This window comes from Pseudomonas sp. B21-035, assembly GCF_024748945.1.
Lineage (GTDB): Bacteria > Pseudomonadota > Gammaproteobacteria > Pseudomonadales > Pseudomonadaceae > Aquipseudomonas.
The window spans coordinates 1,643,981-1,665,458 of sequence record NZ_CP087179.1; the positions used below are offsets into that span (position 1 = coordinate 1,643,981).

Genomic DNA, 21,478 nt, shown 5'->3' on the forward strand with positions numbered 1-21,478 from the left:
GCTCAAGGAGCCGTTCGGGACGCTGATGCGACAGATCTGGAAGTCTTTTCGCGCGCTGTATTTCGCTGCGCTGATGATGTTGATCGGCTCCGGCTTGTTGAGTACCTACCTGGCCTTGCGCCTGGCTGCCGATCATGTCGACAGCCTCTGGGTCGGTGCGCTGATGGCCGCCAACTATTTCGGCCTGGCCCTGGGCGGCAAGATCGGCCACCGGCTGATTGCCCGGGTTGGGCATATCCGTGCCTATGCCACCTGCGCCGGCATTGTCGGCGCGGCGGTGCTCGGCCATGGCCTGGTCAGCTGGTTGCCGGCCTGGGTGCTGCTGCGGGTCATCGTCGGCCTGGGGATGATGTGCCAGTACATGGTCATCGAAAGCTGGCTCAACGAGCAGGCCGACGCCAAGCAGCGAGGTGCGGTGTTCAGTGGCTACATGATTGCCTCGTACCTGGGCCTGGTGCTCGGCCAGTTGATCCTGGTGGCGCACCCGCAGCTGGGCCTTGAACTGCTGATGCTGGTCGCCATGTGCTTCGCCCTGTGCCTGGTGCCGGTGGCACTCACCCGACGGATTCACCCGGCGCCATTGCGGCCGGCGCCGATGGAGCCGCGCTTCTTCATCAAACGGGTGCCGCAGTCGCTGAGTACGGTGCTGGGGGCCGGCCTGATCGTCGGCTCGTTCTACGGCCTGGCGCCGCTGTATGCGTCCAAGCAGGGGCTGAGCACCGAGCAGGTCGGTCTGTTCATGGGCTGCTGCATCTTCGCCGGTCTGCTGGTGCAGTGGCCGCTGGGCTGGTTGTCCGATCGCTATGACCGGGCCTTGCTGATTCGTAGCGTTGCCGTGGGCCTGGCGATTGTTGCCCTGCCGCTGGCGATCATGCCATCAGTGCCGCTGGAGGTATTGTTTGTCGCAGGCTTTGCCGTGTCGCTGCTGCAGTTCTGCCTGTATCCGCTGGCGGTGGCGTTTTCCAACGACCACGTCGAGGGCGAACGGCGGGTGTCGCTGACGGCGATGCTGCTGGTGACCTATGGCGTGGGCGCGAGTATCGGGCCGCTGGTGGCCGGGGTGTTGATGAAGGTGCTGGGCAACCAGATGCTCTATGCCTTCTTCGTTTTCTTTGCCCTGGTGCTGGTCTGGCGGATCCGCCCGAAAGCGGTGACCGGTTTGCACCAGGTCGACGATGCGCCGCTGCATCACGTGGCCATGCCGGCGGCAGGTTCACCGTTGTCGGCAGCGCTGGACCCACGGGTTGACGAGCAGGTGGTGCAGGATCAGATGCAGACGCCGGTGGCGGCTGAAGATACCGAGGCGCAGGAGGGGGATGACGCTGAGGTTGTGGCTGAAGAGGTCAAGCCGACACAGGTGTGATGCCATCGCGGGGCCCGTGGGAGCGGGCCCCGCGATGGGGTCGACTCAGTAGTCGTCTTTATCGAAGCGCCGTGCTTCACGCTGCAGCTGGTAAACGAAGGTTTCCACCTTGCGCTGCATCTGCCCGTTGAGGTTGTGAAAGCGCACGCCGGCGAAGGTGGCGTTGATGCGCTCTTCGAAATGCAGATGACGCAACTCGACCTCGACCTGGGACAAACCCAGCGGTGCACCGCTGGCGAACTTCTCGTAAACCTGGCCCAATTGCAGGCGCTCTTCGACATTGCCTTCAAAGCGCAGCTTGCAGCCGGTTGCGGAAATATCCAGCAACTTGCCGCGCAGCGCGCCGTTGCCCTTGAGTTTTTCGCCGTCAAGCACGACGTCCACCAGCTGGGTCAGCTTCAGCGCTGCACGAAAGGCATTGCGGCGCTGGTGGTAGGCGACTTCGGTAGGCAGGGTGCCGCGGTAGCAGCGATGGCCATCTTCCTCGACAATGCTCAACGGTGTGTTGCATTCCCAGGCGATACGCACGCCATCATGAAAGCCTTCAACGCGAAACGGTTCGCCATTTTGCAGGAAGCGTTCGCCGTCACGAGGGATCATTTCATCAAGGGCCAGGCGATTGCCTTCGCGGTCGACCTCGACCACATAGCTTTGAAAACGCTGGCTGCGTTCGTGGAAAGTGATGATCAGCGGGTCATGGCTCTCTTGCAGCGACCGCAAGTTGGCGGCGATTTCCAAAGGGGTAGTGAGCACCTTTGGAGGCTGCGGAGCTTCTGCTTCATTGAACACGGTTAATCATTCTCCAGGCAAAAACGTCACACGCAAGTTACGGCATTTTGCCAGTATGTTCCGTGCCTTGATACAGGGAATCAAGCCTGGCTCAACGCCCGCGGCTTGGCGAGGGGGGAGGTGGCCCCGCGGCTGTCATAGAGCGACGGTGCTTCGCCGCCCATGAGGATTCTGATCTGGTTGGCGGTAGTGCTCTGCTGGATCTGGATCGAGCGGCCGTTGCGCTCGTTGACCGCCTGGCAGTCAGCCAGCAGTTGGCCAAGCACATCCAGTTGTTGCAGCAGCAGGTCACCGAAAGAGGAGTTGCTGGCCAGTTGGGCGACACCTTCGCGGTCCTGGGACAGGCCCAGGCCGGCAAGCAGTTCACTGCGCTGGCGGCCATGCTGATCGAGCAGGATCACCAGCGACTGCTTGCGCGCCAGGATGTTTTCCAGCAGCGGCATGTCGCGGCCGTGCAGGGCAACGTTCTCGGTCTGCAGCAATTCGAGCAGTTCTTGCGCTGGAGCAATATCGTTTTCGATCAGTTGCAGCAGAGTAGTGTCGTGCATGGCTGGCTCTTTGGTTCAAGCGTCCTGAAGTCAGCGCGCCAGGGGCTAGCGCTGGGCTTCGAAATTAAGCAGTTTGCTGGCGACGCGGTTGCTGTCGACCTGGTAGCTGCCGTCGGCGATAGCCTGTTTCAACTCGGCCACCCGGGCGCTGTTGACAATCGGCTGGTCGCGCAGCTTGTCGCTGACCTTTTGCAACTGCTGGGCCTCGTGGCTGAGGTGTACGGTTTCCCCGCTGGCGCTGCTTTGAGCAACGCTGCCGGCCTTGGCCGAAGCTGCGCTGGCGGTGCTTTCCTGGCTGCTGCCAGTGCGCACGCCGCCGGCAACCGACGGGGAATTATTCAAACGACTGAAGTCGATGACCATGATCAGAAAACCTCTGGGTGTTTGGACGCTTGCCTTGTTTTCGGCCAACCCGAAAGAAACTTTAGGCGCAAATGCTCAAAGGCGTGCGCGGCCGGTTCGGGGCATCCAATGGACACAGTTTAGGAAAAGCAGTTCCTGATCGCCAGCATTGATATTGATTCAGCGCTCTACATGGCCACTTCCACCTGACCCGGCCCGGTCACCCTGGCCTTGACCACCCGCTTGGAGTTGAGGTTGCGCACGCGGATCTGTTCGCTCAGGCCGCCCTTGCTCAGCGCTTCGCCTGGCATGCGCACAGCCAGGCTGCCGCTGCGAGCGGTGATCACCACCTGGTCGCCTTTGCGCACCACTTCGGCCTGCTCCAGGTGCTGGGGGGTGAGGACCTGATCCATGACCGTTGGTCGGATAACCTTGAGCCCCACCGCCTGGTCGAGGCTGGCGAGAAAACCCTGGTTGAGCATGCCTACGTCGCGTTCGCGCAGGGCGACGTCCTGTTCGCCGACGACGCTGTCGCGCTTGAGCGGACGGACCACGGTCACCACGTTGCGAAAAAGACGTACCTGGGCGGGCACGAACACCGTCCACGGTGAGCTGCCGTCGCAGCGAACCCGCACGGTCACGCGGCCCAGCGGCTGCGCCGGGCTCTCCAGCGAAGCGCCCAGTTGCTGGTCGCACAGTGGCATGCGCAGACGCGGGTCGAGGTTGTTGACCTGGATCTCGTAGCGGCCTTCGGTCTGGCTGGTGGCCAGGTAGTCTTCTACGGTGAATTCAAGAAACCCTTGGGTGACACCGATAAGCTGTTCAGGCAAGGTGAAAGCGTCAGCCAGAGTTCGAACGCCAGGGGCCGCGAGGCACAGCGCAGCAAGGAAGCCGGGCAGGTGGCGGGTCAGGCGTCGGAAAAATGTCGTTTTCATGTTCATACGATTAAAAAAAGCAAAGCGCGTGCCGACTGGGTACGAAGCTCGAAGCGTTTGGTGAAGGAGTCTGGCATGGCTGGTGTAATGGATTCGGTGAACCAGCGCACGCAACTGGTAGGGCAAAACCGCCTGGAGCTGCTGTTGTTCCGTCTCAATGGCGAGCAGCTCTACGGCATCAACGTGTTCAAGGTAAGGGAAGTGCTGCAGTGTCCGAACCTGACCGTTATGCCCAAATCCAGCCCCGTCGTGCGCGGTGTCGCGAATATTCGTGGGGCAACCATCCCGATCCTCGATCTGGCGATGGCGACCGGGATGCCCGGTCTGAGTGAAGAAACCAGCAAGAGTTTCGTCATCATCACCGAGTACAACACCAAGACCCAGGGGTTTCTGGTGCATTCGGTGGAGCGCATCGTCAACATGAACTGGGAGGAGATCCATCCACCACCCAAGGGCACTGGGCGTGATCACTACCTGACGGCGGTGACCCGGGTTGACAACAAGATGGTCGAGATCATCGACGTGGAGAAGATCCTCGCCGAAGTGGCGCCGACCTCCGAGGCGATCTCCGCCGGTGTGGTCGATGCCGAAGTGCAGGACAAGGCAGTGATGCTGCGAGTGCTGACGGTCGATGACTCGTCGGTGGCACGCAAGCAGGTCAGCCGTTGCCTGCAGACCGTTGGCGTCGAAGTGGTGGCGCTCAACGACGGTCGCCAGGCGCTCGACTACCTGCGCAAGCTGGTCGACGAGGGCAAGCGGCCGGAGGAAGAATTCCTGATGATGATCTCCGACATCGAGATGCCGGAGATGGACGGCTACACCCTGACCGCCGAGATTCGCAGCGACCCGCGCATGCAAAAGTTGCACATCATCCTGCATACTTCGCTTTCCGGGGTGTTCAACCAGGCGATGGTCAAGAAGGTCGGTGCTGATGACTTCCTGGCCAAATTCCGCCCGGACGACCTCGCCCAGCGCGTTGTTGATCGGATCAAGGCCACGCACTAACGGCCGGGGGCCTTTGCCCCTGGCGGTACATACGATTTAAGAGGCGGCATCATTGTCTACGGGTAATTTGGATTTCGAACAGTTCCGGGTCTTCCTGGAAAAAGCCTGTGGCATCCTGCTGGGCGAAAATAAGCAATACCTGGTCTCCAGCCGTCTCAACAAGCTGATGGAACAGCAGGGCATCAAGTCCCTGGGCGAACTGGTGCAGCGTATCCAGAGCCAGCCGCGCAGCGGTTTGCGCGAGCAGGTGGTCGATGCCATGACCACCAACGAAACCCTCTGGTTTCGCGACACCTATCCGTTCGAAGTGCTGAAGAACAAGGTTTTGCCCGAGCAGATCAAGGCCAACCCTGGCCAGCGCCTGCGCATCTGGTCGGCTGCCTGTTCGTCGGGTCAGGAGCCGTACTCGATCTCCATGGCCATCGACGAGTTCGAGCGCAGCAACATCGGCCAGTTGAAGATGGGTGCGCAGATCGTCGCCACCGACCTCTCCGGCTCGATGCTGACCAATTGCAAGACCGGCGAGTACGACAGCCTGGCGATTGCCCGCGGCCTGTCCCAGGAGCGCCTGCAGCGCTACTTTGATGTCAAGGGGCCGGGGCGCTGGGCGGTCAAGGCGCCGATCCGCAGCCGTGTCGAGTTCCGCTCGTTCAACCTGCTGGACAGTTATGCGAGCCTGGGCAAGTTCGACATCGTGTTCTGTCGCAACGTGCTGATCTACTTCTCGGCCCAGGTCAAGAAGGACATCCTGCTGCGCATTCACGGCACGCTCAAGCCGGGAGGCTACCTGTTCCTGGGTGCTTCTGAAGCGCTCAACGGTTTGCCGGATCACTACCAGATGGTCCAGTGCAGCCCGGGGATCATCTACCAGGCCAAGTAGGCTTTAGCGGCAAGCTTCAAGCGGCAAGAAAGAGAGCCGCTCGCGCGCCGCCTGGCTTTTTCTTGCCGCTTGAAGCTTGCCGCTTGCCGCTCTTTTGCCACTTTTCTGGCATTGCCGCTGGCGGCAAACTCCTCAAAGCCCCGTATTTACGGGGTTTTGTTTTTTGGCATGGCTCTTGCTCTGACACAGTCAACGAAAAACCTTCGAAGGTTTCCACGACATGAGCATCAGCTTCGACAAAGCGCTCGGCATCCACGAAAAGGCATTGGGCTTTCGCGCCCAGCGTGCCGAGGTGCTGGCCAACAACATCGCCAACGCCGACACGCCAAACTACAAGGCGCGCGACATGGACTTCGCTTCGGTGCTGGCGGCGCAGGCCGAGCAGACCAGCAAGGGCCATTTCGCACTGGATCGTACCAACGCCCGGCACATCGAGGCCGAAGGCCTGAGCATGGGCGACGAGACCTTGCAGTACCGCACGCCGATGCAGCCGTCGATCGACCAGAACACCGTCGATGCCCAGCTCGAGCAATCGAGCTATGCGGAAAACGCCGTGGGTTTCCAGGCCAGCTTCACGCTGCTCAACAGTAAATTCAAAGGGCTGGTATCGGCCCTGCGCGGAGAGTAAGTCATGTCCCTCGCCAGTGTCTTCAACATTGCCGGTAGCGGCATGAGCGCCCAGACCACGCGTCTGAATACCGTCGCTTCGAACATCGCCAACGCCGAGACCGTCTCGTCGAGCATCGACCAGACCTACCGCGCCCGTCACCCGGTATTCGCCACCACCTTCCAGCAGGCCCAGGCCGGCGTCAGCCAGTCGCTGTTTCAGGACCAGGACGCTGCCGGCCAGGGTGTGCAGGTGCTCGGCGTGGTCGAGGACCAGAGCAACCTTGAGGCGCGCTACGAGCCGAACCATCCGGCGGCGAACAAGGACGGCTACGTCTACTACCCGAACGTCAACGTGGTGGAAGAGATGGCTGACATGATCTCCGCCAGCCGCTCGTTCCAGACCAACGCCGAGCTGATGAACACGGCCAAATCCATGATGCAGAAGGTCCTGACCCTGGGTCAGTGATAAAGGACTAAGCCAATGGCAAGTGTTAATGACCCAACAGCCGGCGTAAGCCTGAACGACGTCATCAAGGCGTCGGGCAAGAAAAACAGCGAAACCAGCGCCAACAGCGCCGCCGGTATCGCCTCGGCCACCAACAGCAAGACCGGCGCCAACAAGCAGGCACTGGGCAAGGACGCGTTCCTGCAGTTGCTGGTGACCCAGATGCAGCACCAGAACCCGCTCGATCCGCAGGATAACAGCGAATTCGTGGCCCAGCTGGCGCAGTTCAGCAGCCTGGAAGGCATCACCTCGCTGAACGAGTCGGTGACCGCGATTTCCGGCAACTACAAGTCCTCGCAGGCACTGCAGGCCTCGTCGCTGGTCGGTCGCTCGGTGATCGCCCAGACCGACAAGGCCGTGGTCGACACCACCAAGAGCTTCAACGGTTCGGTGGTGGTCCCGCAGGCGCTCAGCAATGCCACCGTCACCATTACCGACAAGGATGGCAAGCTGGTCAAGACCATCGACATGGGGGCGCAGAAGGCTGGCAATGCCGCTTTCGTCTGGGACGGTACCAACGACAAGGGCGAGAAAGTCGACCCGGGTACCTACACCTTTGCCGCCAAGACCACCGTCGAAGGCAAGCAGCTGGACATGTACACCATGCTGCCGGCCACCGTCAGCAGCGTCACCATCAGTCAGACTGGCGGCGAGATGATGCTCAATCTCGCCGGCCTGGGCAGTATCGCCCTGTCCAAAGTCCAAACCATCGGTATATAGAGCCGGCTAACGCGGCACAAGGAGTGAAAGATGTCATTCAATATCGGCCTTAGCGGTCTCTATGCAGCCAACAAGCAACTGGACGTGACCGGCAACAACATCGCCAACGTCGCCACCACCGGTTTCAAATCGTCGCGCGCAGAATTCGCCGACGTCTACTCGGCCAACAAGCTCGGCGTCGGTACCAACAACATCGGTAACGGTGTGCGCCTGGCCGCGGTATCGCAGCAGTTCACCAACGGCGATATCACCAACACCGGCAACGTGCTGGACATGGGTATCCAGGGTCAGGGCTTCTTCGTGCTGAGCGACAACGGTGCGCTCAGCTACACCCGTGCCGGTGCCTTCCAGACCAACAAGGACAACTATGTCGTCACTGCTGACGGCCTGCGCCTGCGCGGCTACGGCGTTGATGAAAACGGCAAGATCATCAATGGCGTGCTGACCGACCTTAAGATCGATACCTCGGCGCTGGCGCCAAAGAGCACCACCGCGATCGATCAGGGCCTGAACCTGAACTCGTCGGACAAGGTCATTCCGGCGACCACCACCTTCAGCCCGACCGACGAAAACAGCTGGAACAAGACCTTCGCCACCAAGATCTACGACAGCCAGGGTAACGAGCACGTCATGGATCAGTACTACGTCAAGACCGGGACCAATACCTGGAAGTCGTACACCCTGATCGATGGCCGCAACCCGCTGAACCCTGCCGAAGAGCCGCCAAAGGCGCTGGAAGGCACCATCGTGTTCAACTCCGACGGTAGCGTCAAGAGCATGACTGCCGGCGCTGCGGGCTCGGGCTACGAAGTGGTCAACAAGGTCTTCAAGCTGACCGGCTGGATTCCTGCCGAGGTGACCAACGCCAGTGCCAAGCCACCGGTCTGGGGTTCCAACGGTTCGGCTGCCAATGCTGGCGGTATCGCCATCGACATGACCGACACCACCTCGTACAACACCCCGACCACGCGCCTGTCGCAAAGCCAGGACGGTTACGCTACCGGTATCCTGTCGAGCCTGAGCATCGACTCCAGCGGCGTGATGTTCGCAAGCTTCAGCAACCAGCAGTCGCGTGCCATCGGCCAGGTCGCGATTGCCAGTTTCGCCAACGAGCAAGGCCTGCAGCCTATGGGTGGTACTCGCTGGACCGAAACCTACTCCTCGGGTATCCCGGGTATCGATGCACCGAAAACCGGTACCCTGGGCGCCATCGCTTCCAACTCGCTGGAGGCGTCCAACGTCAACCTGACCAACGAGCTGGTCGAGCTGATCAAGGCGCAGAGCAACTACCAGGCTAACGCCAAGACCATCTCGACCCAGAGCACCATCATGCAGACCATCATCCAGATGGCCTGATGCGGGTGTAAGGTAGTTGGTATAAACAGACCCCTTTCTCGGAAGGGGTCTTGTATTTCGGGGGTATCGATCATGTTGCAGCGATGGCTGCTGGCGCTGTTTGCCGTGCTGTTGATGAGCCAGGTCTGGGCCGATGCCGCGCCCTGGTATCGCTGGGAAAGCCAGGTCACCGGGCGCCTGGTGTGCGCGCAGTTTTCCCCGGGCGAGGGCTGGAAGCGTTTTGCCGGTCCTTTCAATAACGCGGCCTGCCGCGAGTACTAAGCTTGCCGCTAGCGGCAAACCGGCGCCGTAATTTCGACGGCGCTTTCTCCATGCGAGTCTTCGCGCAGCGCTGAAACCCTTGTTCTATTGGGCTTTTGGGTCTTTTGCAAAAGTTGGTTTGAAACTTGCTACAGGCACTGCAGAGCAGCGGCGGACGGCAAGTGTTCGCCAGCGCAGCGGAGGATGACTGTGGACAAGATGCTATACGTGGCCATGACCGGCGCCAGCCAGAATGCGCTGGCGCAAAAGGCCCATGCCAACAACCTGGCGAACATTTCCACCAGCGGTTTTCAGCGCGACCTGGAGCAGGCGCGTTCGATGCCGGTGTTTGGTGACAGCTTTCCGGCGCGGGCCTACGCCATGACCGAGCGCCCGGCCACCGATTTCAGCCCGGGCTCGATGCAAGAGACCGGCCGTGACCTGGATATCGCCATCGGCGGCGACGGCTTCATCGCCGTGCAGGCCCCGGATGGCAGTGAAGCCTATGTGCGCACCGCCAGCCTCAACATTGACGGCCTGGGTGTGCTGCGCGCCGGCAACGGCATGCCGGTGATGGGCAATGGCGGGCCGATTGCCGTGCCGCCAGAGCAGAAGGTCGAGATCGGCCAGGACGGCACCATCAGCATCCGCGCCATGGGCGAGGGTCCGCGGGTCATGGCCGAGGTCGACCGCATCAAGCTGGTCAATCCGGACCTCAAGACCATGACCAAGGGCCTGGACGGCATGATCCACACCAAGAGCGGCCAGCCCGCGCCTGCCGACGCCAACGTCCAGGTGGTTTCCGGTTTCCTGGAGTCAAGCAACGTCAATGCGGTCGAGGAAATGACCTCGGTGCTGGCGCTGTCCCGTCAATTCGAACTGCACATCAAGATGATGACCACGGCCAAGGAAGGCGACGAAGCCATGGCTCGGGTTTTGCAGATCGGCTAATTACACAGACGTAGCGCCGTAAAACAGGCGCGCGAGGAGAACAGCATGCTTCCGGCTCTTTGGGTCAGTAAAACCGGTTTGTCCGCCCAGGACACCAACCTGACGACCATTTCCAACAACCTGGCCAACGTCTCGACCACCGGCTTCAAACGTGATCGCGCCGAGTTTCAGGACCTGCTCTACCAGATCAAGCGTCAGCCAGGCGCCCAGTCGACCCAGGACAGCGAGCTGCCGTCGGGTCTGCAAGTGGGTACCGGTGTGCGCATTGTCGGCACCCAGAAAAACTTCAGCACCGGCAGCCTGCAGACCACCGAGAATCCGCTGGACATGGCGGTCAACGGTCGTGGCTTCTTCCAGATCCTGCAGCCGGACGGCACGGTTTCGTACACCCGCGACGGTACCTTCCACCTGAACTCCGACGGCCAGATCGTCACCGCCAACGGCTTTGCCCTGGAGCCTGCGATTGTCGTGCCGCCAGAGGCGCAGACCTTCACCGTTGGCCAGGATGGCACCGTGTCGATCACCACTGCTGGCAACCCGGCGGCGCAGATCATCGGCAACATCCAGACCGCCGACTTCATCAACCCGGCCGGCCTGCAGGCCATGGGCGGCAACCTGTTCCTGGAAACCGCCGCCAGCGGCGCGCCGCAGATCGGTACCCCGGGCCTCAACGGTTTTGGCGTGATGCAGCAGCAAACCCTGGAAAACTCCAACGTCAGCACCGTTGAAGAGCTGGTCAACATGATCACCACCCAGCGGGCCTACGAAATGAACTCCAAGGTCATTTCCACCGCCGACCAGATGCTCTCGTACGTTACCCAGAACCTGTAAGTGAAGTCTTCGAGGTCGCTTGAACGGCGCCTGTTACACCGTGAGGTCAGAGTCATGAGTCGTTTGTTATCCGTGCTTGCCCTGAGTGGGATCGCCTTGCTGGCCGGCTGCGTCGCGCCGACGCCCAAGCCCAACGATCCTTACTACGCGCCGGTATTGCCGCGCACGCCATTGCCGGCGGTGGCCAACAACGGCTCGATCTACCAGGCCGGTTTCGACCAGAACCTGTACAGCGACCGCAAGGCTTTCAGGGTGGGTGACATCATCACCATTACCCTCAACGAGCGCACCCAGGCGAGCAAGAACGCCAACTCGCAGATTGCCAAGAACAGCAAGGCCGATATCGGCCTGACCTCGTTGTTTGGCGGTGGCTTGACCACCAATAATCCATTTGGTGATGGCGATCTGAGCCTCAGTGCCGGCTACAGCGGCGACCGTGCAACCAAGGGCGACAGCAAGGCGGCTCAGGGCAATACCCTGACCGGCTCGATCACTGTCACCGTGGCCGACGTGTTGCCCAACGGCATCATTGCCGTGCGCGGCGAGAAGTGGCTGACCCTCAACACCGGTGATGAGCTGGTACGTATCGCCGGGATGATCCGTGCCGATGACATCGCCACCGACAACACCGTGCCTTCTACCCGTGTTGCCGATGCGCGCATCACCTATTCGGGTACCGGCTCGTTTGCCGACGCCAGCCAGCCTGGTTGGTTTGACCGGTTCTTCATCAGCCCGCTTTGGCCTTTCTAGGTTCGGATGACCATGTTCAACTTCAAGCAGCTGATTGCCGCTACGATTCTGCTGTCCACTGCGTTCGCCGTGCAGGCCGAGCGTCTGAAGGACATCGCCAGCATTTCCGGCGTGCGCACCAACCAGCTGATCGGCTACGGCCTGGTGGTGGGGCTCAACGGCACGGGTGACCAGACCACCCAGACGCCGTTCACCCTGCAGACCTTCAACAACATGCTCTCGCAGTTCGGCATCAAGGTGCCGCCAGGCTCGGGCAACGTGCAGCTGAAAAACGTTGCCGCGGTGTCGGTGCATGCCGACCTGCCGGCGTTCGCCAAGCCGGGGCAGGTGGTGGATATCACCGTCTCCTCGATCGGCAACTCCAAGAGCCTGCGCGGCGGCAGCCTGCTGATGACTCCGCTCAAGGGTATCGATGGCAACGTCTACGCCATTGCCCAGGGCAACCTGGTGGTCGGCGGTTTCGATGCCGAAGGCCGCGACGGCTCGAAGATTACCGTCAACGTGCCGTCGGCCGGTCGCATCCCCGGTGGTGCTTCGGTCGAGCGCGCCGTGCCCAGTGGTTTCAACCAGGGCAACAGCCTGACCCTGAACCTTAATCGCCCGGACTTCACCACCGCCAAGCGCATCGTCGACAAGGTCAACGAGCTGCTCGGCCCGGGTGTGGCCCAGGCCCTGGACGGTGGTTCGGTACGGGTTACCGCGCCGCTCGATCCAAGCCAGCGGGTCGACTACCTGTCGATTCTCGAGAACCTTGAGATCGATCCGGGCCAGGCTGTGGCCAAGGTCATCATCAATTCGCGTACCGGTACCATCGTCATTGGCCAGAACGTCAAGGTGTCGCCGGCGGCGGTCACCCACGGCAGCCTGACCGTGACCATTACCGAAGACCCGATCGTCAGCCAGCCGGGGCCGTTCTCCAATGGCGAGACTGCCGTGGTGCCGCGCTCACGGGTCAATGCCGAGCAGGAAGCCAAGCCGATGTTCAAGTTCGGCCCCGGTACCACCCTGGATGAAATCGTCCGTGCGGTGAACCAGGTGGGCGCTGCGCCCGGTGACCTGATGGCGATCCTCGAAGCCCTGAAACAGGCCGGCGCCCTGCAAGCCGACCTGATCGTGATCTGAGGGGGCTGGCCATGGATATGCCTAAAAGTGCTTTCAATGCCGCCGACAGTGGTGCCTACACCGACCTCAATCGCCTGAACTCGCTGAAGGTTGGTGATCGCGACAGCGATGCCAACCTGCGCAAGGTGGCCCAGGAATTCGAGTCGCTGTTTCTCAACGAGATGCTCAAGTCGATGCGCTCGGCCAGCGATGTGCTGGCCAAGGACAACCCGCTCAACACCGAGACCACCAAGCAGTACCAGCAGATGTACGACCAGCAGCTGGCGGTGAGCATGTCCCGCGAGGGCGGCGGTATCGGCCTGCAGGAAGTGCTGATGCGCCAGCTGTCCAAGCAGAAGGCCAGCGCTGCGAGCAACAACAGCCCGTTCCCGCGCGTGGATATCCAGCAGCGGCCGTTGTGGGCAAGCAAGGTTGCCGAGCCTGCGCGCAGCGAAGAAACCGCCGTCACCCGCAACGACATGGCGGCGCTCAACTCGCGGCGCCTGGCGCTGCCGGGCAAACTCACCGATCGCCTGCTGGCCGGCATCGTGCCGTCCGCCGGTGCCGTCGCTGCCACCACCAACACCGCAGCCTTTCCGCAACGCACCACGGCCATGACCGATGCCGTGGTCAAGGGTGACTGGCAGTCGGCACAGAGCTTTGCCGCGCCGGGTTCGATGCGCATTTATGGCCGCGCCGTGGCCCAGCCGCCGCTGGCGCCGGCCAAGCGCGCATTCGGCTCGTCGGATGAATTCGTTGCCACCATGCTGCCAATGGCCGAGCAGGCTGCCAAGCGCATCGGTATCGATCCGCGCTACCTGGTGGCCCAGGCGGCGCTGGAAACCGGTTGGGGCAAATCGGTCATGCGCCAGGCCGATGGCAGCAGCAGTCACAACCTGTTTGGCATCAAGGCTACCGGCAACTGGCAGGGCGGCCAGGCGCGGGCGATCACCAGCGAGTTTCGTGACGGTCAGTTCGTCAAGGAGACCGCGGCGTTCCGTTCCTACGACTCCTACCAGGACAGCTTCCATGACCTGGTCAGCCTGCTACAGAACAACGCCCGCTATAAAGAAGCGGTCAAGGCTGCCGATAAACCGGAACAGTTTGTACGCGAGCTGCAGAAAGCCGGATACGCAACCGACCCGGATTACGCGAGCAAGATTTCGCAGATCGCCAAACAGATGAAATCGTACGAAAGCTACGCAGCGATTGGCACTACAACGAAACTATAAGGTTTGAACCATGGCGAGTTTGATCAACATCGGGATGTCGGGGCTCAACGCCAACCAGGCGGGCCTGCACACCACGGGTAACAACATTGCCAATGCCGATGTTGCCGGTTATTCGCGCCAGCAGAATGTGCAGCGGTCCAACGGCGCGCAGCAGGTTGGCGGTGTGTTCATCGGCACCGGCACGACCCTCTCCGATGTGCGTCGGGTGTACAACGCCTACCTTGAAAACCAGTTGCGTACCACCACCTCGCTGAGCAGCGATGCCGCCTCGTACCTGAAGCAGGTCGGGCCGATCGACCAGATGCTGTCGGGCGCCGACACGGGTATCACGGGTGCCTTGAAGAGCTTCTTCAGTGCCTTGCAGAGCGCTGCTGCCAAGCCCAATGAAGATGCCTCGCGTCAGCTGCTGCTGACCAGCGCGCAATCGCTGAGCAAGCGCTTCAACACCATCGCCAGCCAGCTCAACGAGCAGAACAGCAACATCAATGGCAACCTCGCTTCGATGGCCGACCAGGTCAACAAGCTGACGGCAACCATTGCCCAGTACAACGATCAGATCTCCAAGGTGGCGGTGGTGCAGGGCACCCCCAACGACCTGCTCGATCAACGCAACGAGGCGGTACGTCAGCTCTCCGAGCTGGTCGGTACCCAGGTGGTCGAGCGCGAAGGCAACCTCGATATCTATCTGGAAAACGGCCAGCCGCTGGTGTTGGGTAAAACCACCAACAACCTCGAGACCGCGCCGAGCAAGACCGACCCGACCCGATTTGTCGTGCAGCTCAACCGTGGCAGCACCACCATGGACGTTACCTCGAGCCTTCGCGGTGGCGAGATCGGCGGCCTGCTGCGCTATCGCAGCGAAGTGCTCGACCCGTCGCTGAACGAGCTGGGGCGCGTGGCCCTGGTCATGGCCGACCGGATCAACAGCCAGCTGGCCCAGGGTATCGACAAGAACGGCGAGTTCGGCGCGGCCCTGTTCAACAACATCAACAGCCCCGAACTGATCAGCCAGCGCAGCATTGCCCAGGCGGGCAACAGCGCAGGCTCCGGCAACCTCGATGTGACCATCAAGGACACCGGCAAGCTGAGCACCAGCGACTATCAGGTGACCTTCACCAGCGCCACGGGTTACAGCGTCAAGAAGCTGCCGGAGGGCAGCGTGGTCGGTTCCTATGATCTCAATGACGATCCGGCACCGGTCATCGACGGTTTCAGCCTCAACCTCAATGGCGGCGCGCTGCAGGCCGGTGACACCTTCAAGATCACCCCGACACGTAATGCCGCGACCAACCTGGACACCGTCCTTACCGACCCCAAGCGCCTGGCGCTGGCATCGCCGCTGACGTCTACCAGTGGTGCCGGCAACCAGGGCACCGGGATCATCGGACAGCCCAACCTGACCTCGACCCTGGACATCTATGACCCGGCCCAGCGCCTGGATCTGCAGAATGGCCTGAAGTACTCGACCCCGGTCAAGCTGGTGTTCGGTGACGAAAAGGCCAACCCGCAGACCTACAAGCTGCTCGATGCCAAGGGCGGTACCCTGGGTAGCGGCACCATTATTCCCGGTCAGGAAAACAAACTGCAGTTCTCGGTGCCGATGGTCGATTCCACCGGCGCGCCGATCAAGGATGCCAGCGGCAACCAGAAGTCCTTCACCTTCGAGATGAGCGTCTCGGGTGCACCCAAGCAGGGTGATAACTACACCATCGGCATGACCGGCTCGGGTTCGGACAACAACCGCAACGGCCAGGCGCTGATCGACCTGCAGACCAAAGGTACGGTTGAAGTCGGCGCCAACGGCAAGGGCATCAGCCTCACCGACGCCTATGGCAAGCTGGTGGAAAACGTCGGCGGCAAGACCGCCCAGGCGCAGATGGACGTCGACTCTACCGGCGCCCTGCATGAGTCGGCCCGGGGCGCACGCGATTCGCTGTCGGGCGTACAGCTCGACGAAGAAGCCGGCAACCTGATCAAGTACCAGCAGTACTACACGGCCTCGTCGCAAATCATCAAAGCGGCGCAGGAAATTTTCTCCACGCTGATCAACGCCCTTTAAGGAGTGGTAGACCGTGCGTATTTCTACTTCCCAGTTTTACGAAACCAGCTCCGCGAACTATCAGCGCAACTTTTCCAACGTGGTCAAGACCGGCCAGCAGGCCAGCGACAACATTCGTGTGCGTACCGCTGCCGATGATCCGGTAGGGGCTGCGCGCCTGCTGCAACTGCAACAGCAGAGCAACCTGATCGACCAGTACGATGGCAACATCACCAACGTGCGCAACAGCCTGGGCACCTCCGAGTCGACCCTCAACGGCATTACCAACATCCTGGCGCGGGTCAAGGAACTGGCCATCAGCGCCGGCAGCGGTGGCTACACCGACGCCGACCGCAAGGCCGATGCCCAGGAACTGACCCAGCTCGAAGAGCAGCTCTACAGCCTGATGAACAGCCGTGACGAGAACGGCAAATACCTGTTCTCCGGCTCCCGTGGCGACACCCCGCCCTACGTGCGTAATGCCGATGGTACCTACACCTACCAGGGCGACCAGAGCACCCTGAGCCTGCAGGTCGGTGACATGCTCACCATGGCTACCAACGAGAGTGGCTACAGTGTGTTCGAACAGGCGCTGAACACCAGCCGCAGCCAGACCAAGCTGACCTCGCCGGCCGTGGATGACGGCCGTGTCAGTCTGTCCAATGGCCAGGTCTCCGGCAGCACCCAGTACAACGATCGTTTCCGTGGTGGCGAGCCGTACACCATCACCTTCACCAGCAGCACGCAGTTCAAGATCACTGACGCAGCCAACAACGACGTGACCCTGGAAGCCACCGGTGAAGGCGCCTTCGACCCGAAAAAGCCGGCCAACATCACCTTCCGTGGTGTCGAGATGCGCCTGGACATCAACCTGACGGATGCCGACAAGGCCAACCCGGACGCGGTCATCGCCGGTCACAGCTTCTCGCTAAGCTCCAAACCCGACGAAGTCAGTGGCTCGCGCAGCGCCGGCAATACCTCGTCATCGCAGATCACCGGAGCCAAGATTACCGACCAGACGGCGTACCACAATGCCTTTCCTGGCGGTGGCGCGATCATCAAGTTCACCAGTGCCTCGGCCTATGAAGTGTATGCCCAGCCAATGGGGCCGGATGCGCGCCCGGTGGCCACTGGCAACCTGACCGGTACCCCGGCGACCAAGGCCAATATTGCCGGTGTCGACTTCGACTTCTCGGCAGTGCCGGCTAGCGGCGACCAGTTCTCGGTCAAGGTCGATACCCATCAGACCCAGAATATCCTCGACACCATCTCGGAGTTTCGCAAGGCGCTTGAATTGCCGGTCGACAACAACCTGGCGGCGCGGCAGAAATACCAGGGGGCTTTGCAGTCGGCCATCGGTAACCTGGAAAGCGGCGCCAACAAGGTTGCCGAGGCGATCAGCTCAATCGGTGCCCGGGGTGCCGCCCTGGACGTCCAGGCCGATACCAACGAAAGCCTGAAGATGGCCAATACCAAGACCCAGAGTTCGATCCGCGACGCCGATCCGGCCGATGTGCTGATCCGCCTGAACCTGCAGCAGACAATGCTGCAGGCGTCGCAATTGGCGTTCACCAAGATCTCCTCGCTGAGCCTGTTCAACCGGCTCTGATACATCTTTGCGCAACATCACCGGGTGATGCCCCTGCCGGCATCACCCGGAACCCTCTCCAGGCCTACCACTATGATCGAACAACCCCTCGTCAGCATCGCCATTCCTGCCTTCAACCCCGAGTTCTTCAGTCGCGCGCTGCTCAGTGCCATCTCCCAGAGCTACACCAACCTCGAGGTCATCGTTTGCGACGACAGTCAGGGGGACGAGATCAAGGCCATTTTCGATGAGAGGGTTGCGCAGGCAAGCTGCGAACTGCGCTATTCGCGCAACCCCGCGACCCTGGGCTTTGCCGGTAACCTGCTGCAATGCCTGGAGCACTCCCGGGGCGAGTTCGTCAAGTTTCTTTGTGACGACGACTGGTTGATCGAAAACTGCATCGAGCAACAGGCGCGGATCATGGCCGATTGCCCCGAGGTCAACATGGTGGTCAACCACCGGCTGATCTGCGCGGCGGACGAGACGCTGTTGCCGCCGCGGCCGGCCAACTGCGTGATTGCCCCTTGCAGCGCGATCCTCAACGGCGGTGACATGCTCGATGCGGTCACCAGCAAGGTTCCCAACCTGTTTGGCGGCATCAGTCACATGCTCATGCGCCGGGCTGCGGTAGAGCAGTACCTGCCGCAGTTGGTGCAGCAGGGCGCAGGGTTCGTTGCGCGCCTGGACATGGCGCTGTACATGTGCCTGTTGCGCCGTGGGCACCTGGCCTACCTGTCTAACATGCTCAGTATCGAGCGGGTCCATGCCGGACGTCTGAGCCATCAGGCCGGCATCACCCTTGCACACAAGACCGAGAGCGAATGGTTGCAGCAGATGCTCGCCGCCAACACCGGCGAAGCGCCGCCGGCCACCGGCTGGATTCGCTACGTGGCGCTTGAGGATTTTCGCCCAGGCGAGACGCTGGAGTGGGACGAATATGAACTGACCCGGTTGTACGCCGGGCAGATGGGCCACTATCAGCAGCAAGTCGGTACCCACAGCCTGAGCTTTGCCGAGCTCTATGCCGAGTGGCTTGAGTGCCGCACTTTGTCGCCCGCGCAGATCAGCCTGCTGCCCAAACGGATCGAGCAATGGCCACGACAACCGCGCATCGTTGCTGTGGTGTTCGATCCACAGGGCGAGGCGATGCCGTTGAAGTCGACACTCGACAGCCTGGCCGCCCAGTCTTATGCGCCGCATCAGGTCTGGGTGCTTGGCACTCAAGAGCCGCCTGCGAGTGATGCGGGTGTCGAGTACAGCGCTTTGCGTGGCAATGGTTTTGAACAGCTCAATGCGCGGATCGCCAGGGCCGAATCGGCAGACTGGGTGTTGCTGCTACGCGCCGGTGATCGCCTGCATCCTCATGCCCTGGTGATCATGGCCGAGCGCCTGGCCTTGCACACGGACCGGTTGTGCCTGTACACCGATGAGGGCAGTGACGATAACCTGCAGGTTGGCCAGCCGATCTTCAAACCCGACTTCAACCTCGATCTGATGCGCAGCTTCCCCTACGTCGGACGAATGCTGGCCTTCGAGCGGACCCGGCTGTTGGAGCTGGGCGGCTTCACGGCTGATTATGACGTCCTGGCGCCGCAAGATCTGCTCTGGCGGATGGTTGAAAGCCATGGTTTGCAGGTGGTCGAGCACGTCGCCGAACTGCTGGTGCAAAGTCAGTACAGCTATTCCAGCTGGCAGTCCGAGCCGGCCTGCCTGGCCCAGGCACCACGCGTATTGCAGGCGCACCTGCAGCGCCTGGGTATCGAGGCCGAGCTGGTATCGGCCGAAAACAGCATGTTGACCCGAGTGCTGTACCAGCACGCTGATACGCCCGCGGTGTCGATCATCATCGTGGCCGGGCAAGACCTGCAGGCGCTTCGGCGTTGTGTCGAATCGATTTTCGAACACACCGCCTACCGCAACTATGAAGTACTGATCGCCACCAAGGGTGACGAGCCTCAGGATCTGCAGTCCTGGCTTGCTGCGATGCGGCAACTGGGCAGCGATCAGTTGCACATTGTCCAGTCCGAGGACAGCGCCGGGCAGCAACTGATCAACCAGGCCGCCGAGCAGGCGCGAGGCAGCTATCTGTTGCTGGTCGACCCTGGCTGCCTGATGTTCGATGGCCAGTGGCTGAGCGAATTGATGCGCCAGGGCCAGCGTCCGGAAGTCGGCATTGTCGGTCCGAAGATGTGTAGCAGCGCCGGCATGGTGGTCAATGCCGGGCTGCTGCTGGGTGTGCATGGCCTGGCGGGAAGCCCGTTCTACGGTCAGCCGGTCGATGCCGGTGGTTACATGAACCGCTTGCTTGCGGTACAGAACCTCAGCGCTGTCAGCGCCCATTGCCTGCTGGTGCGGCGCGACCTGTTCGATGCGCTGGGTGGTCTGGATGTCCAGGCATTCAGCGTTGAGTTGCTCGACGCCGATTTCTGCCTGCGTGCGCGTGAGCAGGGTTACTTGGTGGTCTGGACACCGTTTTCGATGGTGGCGCGCCTGCCAGTCGAGCAGGTTGTCGACACCAAGGCGATAGAACGGGACCAACGCGCCTTCTACCAGCGCTGGCTGCCCCTGGTGGCCAACGATCCGGCCTACAACCGCAACCTTAGCCTGAAGCTGTCCAGCTACAATCTGGAACCGGGTTTGCGTAGTGGTTGGGACCCGTTCATCAGCCGGCCATTGCCCTATGTGCTGGCGTTGCCGGTCAACACCACGGCGGTTGGGCATTACCGGGTGGTGCAGCCATTTACCGAGCTGGAGCGGGCCGGCTGGATCCAGGGTCAGCTGGATTACGCCACGCCCAACACTATCGAAATGGAGCGTTGCAAGCCGGACTCGATCATCCTGCAGTGCCGTTACATGGCCAGTACCATTCGGGATATCGAGCGGGTCAAAACCTTTTCCAGTGCGCGGCGAATCTACGAGATCGACGACTACATCATCGACGTGCCGAAAAAGAATGCGCACAGCCGCAACATGCCGCAGAACATGCGCGAACTGGTGAGCCGCGGCATTTCCCTGTGCGACCGTGTGGTGGTGTCGACCCAGCCGCTGGCTGATGCGCTGTCGAGCATGCACCATGATATCCGGGTGGTGCCGAACATGCTGGCGATGCACATGTGGAGCGACCTCAAGAGTCATCGACAAACCACCCTCAAGCCGCGTGTCGGCTGGGCTGGGGGCACCAGCCATCAAGGTGACCTGGAGCTGCTGGCCGAGGTGGTCCGGGAGCTTGCCGACGAGGTCGACTGGGTGTTCTTTGGTATGTGCCCGGAGGTGCTCAGGCCCTACGTCAAGGAGTACCACACCGGCATTGCCATGTCGCTCTATCCGCAGAAGCTGGCGAGCCTGAACCTGGATCTGGCGCTGGCACCGCTGGAAACCAACCTGTTTAACGACTGCAAGAGCAACCTGCGCTTGCTCGAGTATGGCGCCTGCGGCTTCCCCGTGGTGTGTTCCGATACCAAGGCTTATCAGGGCTACCTGCCTTGTACGCGGGTGGCCGGCAACTCGACGCAGGCCTGGCTGGAAGCGATCCGCATGCATCTGGACGATCCCCAGGCCAGTTATCGCCTGGGCGATGCCCTGCGCGAAGTGGTGCTGCGCGACTTCATGCTGACACCCGACAAGCTTCAGCACTGGGCTAACGCCTGGTTGGCCGATTAACGACAGTGGCCGGCCTTGATGCTGGCCATGACAGA

At 61.5% G+C, this 21,478-nt stretch carries 20 protein-coding genes; 16 read left to right on the forward strand and 4 right to left on the reverse strand.

Features of this window, described 5'->3' with window-relative positions; all coding sequences use genetic code 11:
* Positions 1 to 25 precede the first annotated feature (25 nt).
* Positions 26 to 1,363, forward strand: a complete 1,338-nt coding sequence (locus LOY22_RS07605; protein ID WP_045200559.1) for an MFS transporter — start codon at positions 26 to 28, stop codon at positions 1,361 to 1,363.
* Between the two features lie 45 nt (positions 1,364 to 1,408).
* Here LOY22_RS07605 and LOY22_RS07610 read toward each other — a convergent pair whose 3' ends face one another.
* The 4 genes from LOY22_RS07610 to flgA form a co-directional block, all read right to left on the reverse strand.
* Positions 1,409 to 2,152 (reverse strand): flagellar brake protein, encoded by a 744-nt coding sequence (locus LOY22_RS07610; protein ID WP_093385662.1) that lies wholly within the window; start codon positions 2,150 to 2,152, stop codon positions 1,409 to 1,411.
* Between the two features lie 80 nt (positions 2,153 to 2,232).
* Positions 2,233 to 2,700 (reverse strand): flagella synthesis protein FlgN, encoded by a 468-nt coding sequence (locus LOY22_RS07615; RefSeq protein WP_045200219.1) that lies wholly within the window; start codon positions 2,698 to 2,700, stop codon positions 2,233 to 2,235.
* Positions 2,701 to 2,745: 45 nt separating this feature from the next.
* Positions 2,746 to 3,063: a flagellar biosynthesis anti-sigma factor FlgM gene (gene flgM, locus LOY22_RS07620; protein WP_258597027.1), complete on the reverse strand. Its 318-nt coding sequence runs from the start codon at positions 3,061 to 3,063 to the stop codon at positions 2,746 to 2,748.
* A gap of 167 nt (positions 3,064 to 3,230) precedes the next feature.
* Complete coding sequence (gene flgA / locus LOY22_RS07625; RefSeq protein ID WP_045200223.1) at positions 3,231 to 3,983, reverse strand: flagellar basal body P-ring formation chaperone FlgA; 753 nt, start codon at positions 3,981 to 3,983, stop codon at positions 3,231 to 3,233.
* Between the two features lie 69 nt (positions 3,984 to 4,052).
* Between flgA and LOY22_RS07630 the strand changes: the two genes are divergently transcribed.
* The 15 genes from LOY22_RS07630 to LOY22_RS07700 all read left to right on the forward strand — a co-directional run bounded on the left by LOY22_RS07630 (position 4,053) and on the right by LOY22_RS07700 (position 21,443).
* Positions 4,053 to 4,982 (forward strand): chemotaxis protein CheV, encoded by a 930-nt coding sequence (locus LOY22_RS07630; RefSeq protein ID WP_010224956.1) that lies wholly within the window; start codon positions 4,053 to 4,055, stop codon positions 4,980 to 4,982.
* Positions 4,983 to 5,034: 52 nt separating this feature from the next.
* Positions 5,035 to 5,862, forward strand: coding sequence for a protein-glutamate O-methyltransferase CheR (gene cheR, locus LOY22_RS07635; protein ID WP_038996410.1), 828 nt, complete (start codon positions 5,035 to 5,037; stop codon positions 5,860 to 5,862).
* Positions 5,863 to 6,082: 220 nt separating this feature from the next.
* Entirely contained in the window at positions 6,083 to 6,490 is a 408-nt protein-coding gene (gene flgB / locus LOY22_RS07640; protein ID WP_038996408.1) for a flagellar basal body rod protein FlgB, read from the forward strand.
* 3 nt (positions 6,491 to 6,493) lie between these two features.
* On the forward strand, positions 6,494 to 6,937 hold the full coding sequence (gene flgC / locus LOY22_RS07645; protein ID WP_045200230.1) for a flagellar basal body rod protein FlgC: 444 nt from the start codon (positions 6,494 to 6,496) through the stop codon (positions 6,935 to 6,937).
* A 15-nt stretch (positions 6,938 to 6,952) separates the two neighbouring features.
* The gene (gene flgD / locus LOY22_RS07650) at positions 6,953 to 7,696 is read left to right on the forward strand and encodes a flagellar hook assembly protein FlgD (protein WP_045200232.1); all 744 of its coding nucleotides are present in this window, start codon (positions 6,953 to 6,955) and stop codon (positions 7,694 to 7,696) included.
* Positions 7,697 to 7,726: 30 nt separating this feature from the next.
* Positions 7,727 to 9,052, forward strand: coding sequence for a flagellar hook protein FlgE (flgE, locus tag LOY22_RS07655; RefSeq protein WP_045200234.1), 1,326 nt, complete (start codon positions 7,727 to 7,729; stop codon positions 9,050 to 9,052).
* 72 nt (positions 9,053 to 9,124) lie between these two features.
* Positions 9,125 to 9,313: a hypothetical protein gene (locus tag LOY22_RS07660; protein ID WP_195883366.1), complete on the forward strand. Its 189-nt coding sequence runs from the start codon at positions 9,125 to 9,127 to the stop codon at positions 9,311 to 9,313.
* Between the two features lie 189 nt (positions 9,314 to 9,502).
* Positions 9,503 to 10,243 carry a flagellar basal body rod protein FlgF gene (locus LOY22_RS07665; protein ID WP_045200237.1) on the forward strand — a complete coding sequence of 247 codons (741 nt, stop codon included), beginning with the start codon at positions 9,503 to 9,505 and terminating at the stop codon, positions 10,241 to 10,243.
* Positions 10,244 to 10,288: 45 nt separating this feature from the next.
* Entirely contained in the window at positions 10,289 to 11,074 is a 786-nt protein-coding gene (flgG, locus tag LOY22_RS07670) for a flagellar basal-body rod protein FlgG (protein ID WP_045200246.1), read from the forward strand.
* 54 nt (positions 11,075 to 11,128) lie between these two features.
* Positions 11,129 to 11,824 (forward strand): flagellar basal body L-ring protein FlgH, encoded by a 696-nt coding sequence (flgH, locus tag LOY22_RS07675; RefSeq protein WP_258597032.1) that lies wholly within the window; start codon positions 11,129 to 11,131, stop codon positions 11,822 to 11,824.
* A gap of 12 nt (positions 11,825 to 11,836) precedes the next feature.
* Positions 11,837 to 12,946, forward strand: coding sequence for a flagellar basal body P-ring protein FlgI (locus LOY22_RS07680; RefSeq protein WP_010224970.1), 1,110 nt, complete (start codon positions 11,837 to 11,839; stop codon positions 12,944 to 12,946).
* Between the two features lie 11 nt (positions 12,947 to 12,957).
* Positions 12,958 to 14,157, forward strand: coding sequence for a flagellar assembly peptidoglycan hydrolase FlgJ (flgJ, locus tag LOY22_RS07685; RefSeq protein ID WP_258597034.1), 1,200 nt, complete (start codon positions 12,958 to 12,960; stop codon positions 14,155 to 14,157).
* Positions 14,158 to 14,167: 10 nt separating this feature from the next.
* Positions 14,168 to 16,216, forward strand: coding sequence for a flagellar hook-associated protein FlgK (flgK, locus tag LOY22_RS07690; RefSeq protein ID WP_045200252.1), 2,049 nt, complete (start codon positions 14,168 to 14,170; stop codon positions 16,214 to 16,216).
* Positions 16,217 to 16,229: 13 nt separating this feature from the next.
* Positions 16,230 to 17,804: a flagellar hook-associated protein 3 gene (locus LOY22_RS07695; protein ID WP_093385639.1), complete on the forward strand. Its 1,575-nt coding sequence runs from the start codon at positions 16,230 to 16,232 to the stop codon at positions 17,802 to 17,804.
* 72 nt (positions 17,805 to 17,876) lie between these two features.
* Positions 17,877 to 21,443 carry a glycosyltransferase gene (locus LOY22_RS07700; RefSeq protein ID WP_213602065.1) on the forward strand — a complete coding sequence of 1,189 codons (3,567 nt, stop codon included), beginning with the start codon at positions 17,877 to 17,879 and terminating at the stop codon, positions 21,441 to 21,443.
* The last annotated feature ends 35 nt before the right edge of the window (positions 21,444 to 21,478 follow it).

What these genes read in the sequence shown, in the direction of transcription:
- LOY22_RS07605 (WP_045200559.1), top strand. Translation starts at nt 26, where the DNA reads ATGCGACAGATCTGGAAGTCTTTTCGCGCGCTGTATTTCGCTGCGCTG.
- LOY22_RS07615 (WP_045200219.1), bottom strand. Translation starts at nt 2,700, where the DNA reads ATGCACGACACTACTCTGCTGCAACTGATCGAAAACGATATTGCTCCA.
- flgM (WP_258597027.1), bottom strand. Translation starts at nt 3,063, where the DNA reads ATGGTCATCGACTTCAGTCGTTTGAATAATTCCCCGTCGGTTGCCGGC.
- flgA (WP_045200223.1), bottom strand. Translation starts at nt 3,983, where the DNA reads ATGAACATGAAAACGACATTTTTCCGACGCCTGACCCGCCACCTGCCC.
- LOY22_RS07630 (WP_010224956.1), top strand. Translation starts at nt 4,053, where the DNA reads ATGGCTGGTGTAATGGATTCGGTGAACCAGCGCACGCAACTGGTAGGG.
- flgB (WP_038996408.1), top strand. Translation starts at nt 6,083, where the DNA reads ATGAGCATCAGCTTCGACAAAGCGCTCGGCATCCACGAAAAGGCATTG.
- flgC (WP_045200230.1), top strand. Translation starts at nt 6,494, where the DNA reads ATGTCCCTCGCCAGTGTCTTCAACATTGCCGGTAGCGGCATGAGCGCC.
- flgD (WP_045200232.1), top strand. Translation starts at nt 6,953, where the DNA reads ATGGCAAGTGTTAATGACCCAACAGCCGGCGTAAGCCTGAACGACGTC.
- flgE (WP_045200234.1), top strand. Translation starts at nt 7,727, where the DNA reads ATGTCATTCAATATCGGCCTTAGCGGTCTCTATGCAGCCAACAAGCAA.
- LOY22_RS07660 (WP_195883366.1), top strand. Translation starts at nt 9,125, where the DNA reads ATGTTGCAGCGATGGCTGCTGGCGCTGTTTGCCGTGCTGTTGATGAGC.
- flgG (WP_045200246.1), top strand. Translation starts at nt 10,289, where the DNA reads ATGCTTCCGGCTCTTTGGGTCAGTAAAACCGGTTTGTCCGCCCAGGAC.
- flgH (WP_258597032.1), top strand. Translation starts at nt 11,129, where the DNA reads ATGAGTCGTTTGTTATCCGTGCTTGCCCTGAGTGGGATCGCCTTGCTG.
- LOY22_RS07680 (WP_010224970.1), top strand. Translation starts at nt 11,837, where the DNA reads ATGTTCAACTTCAAGCAGCTGATTGCCGCTACGATTCTGCTGTCCACT.
- flgJ (WP_258597034.1), top strand. Translation starts at nt 12,958, where the DNA reads ATGGATATGCCTAAAAGTGCTTTCAATGCCGCCGACAGTGGTGCCTAC.
- flgK (WP_045200252.1), top strand. Translation starts at nt 14,168, where the DNA reads ATGGCGAGTTTGATCAACATCGGGATGTCGGGGCTCAACGCCAACCAG.
- LOY22_RS07700 (WP_213602065.1), top strand. Translation starts at nt 17,877, where the DNA reads ATGATCGAACAACCCCTCGTCAGCATCGCCATTCCTGCCTTCAACCCC.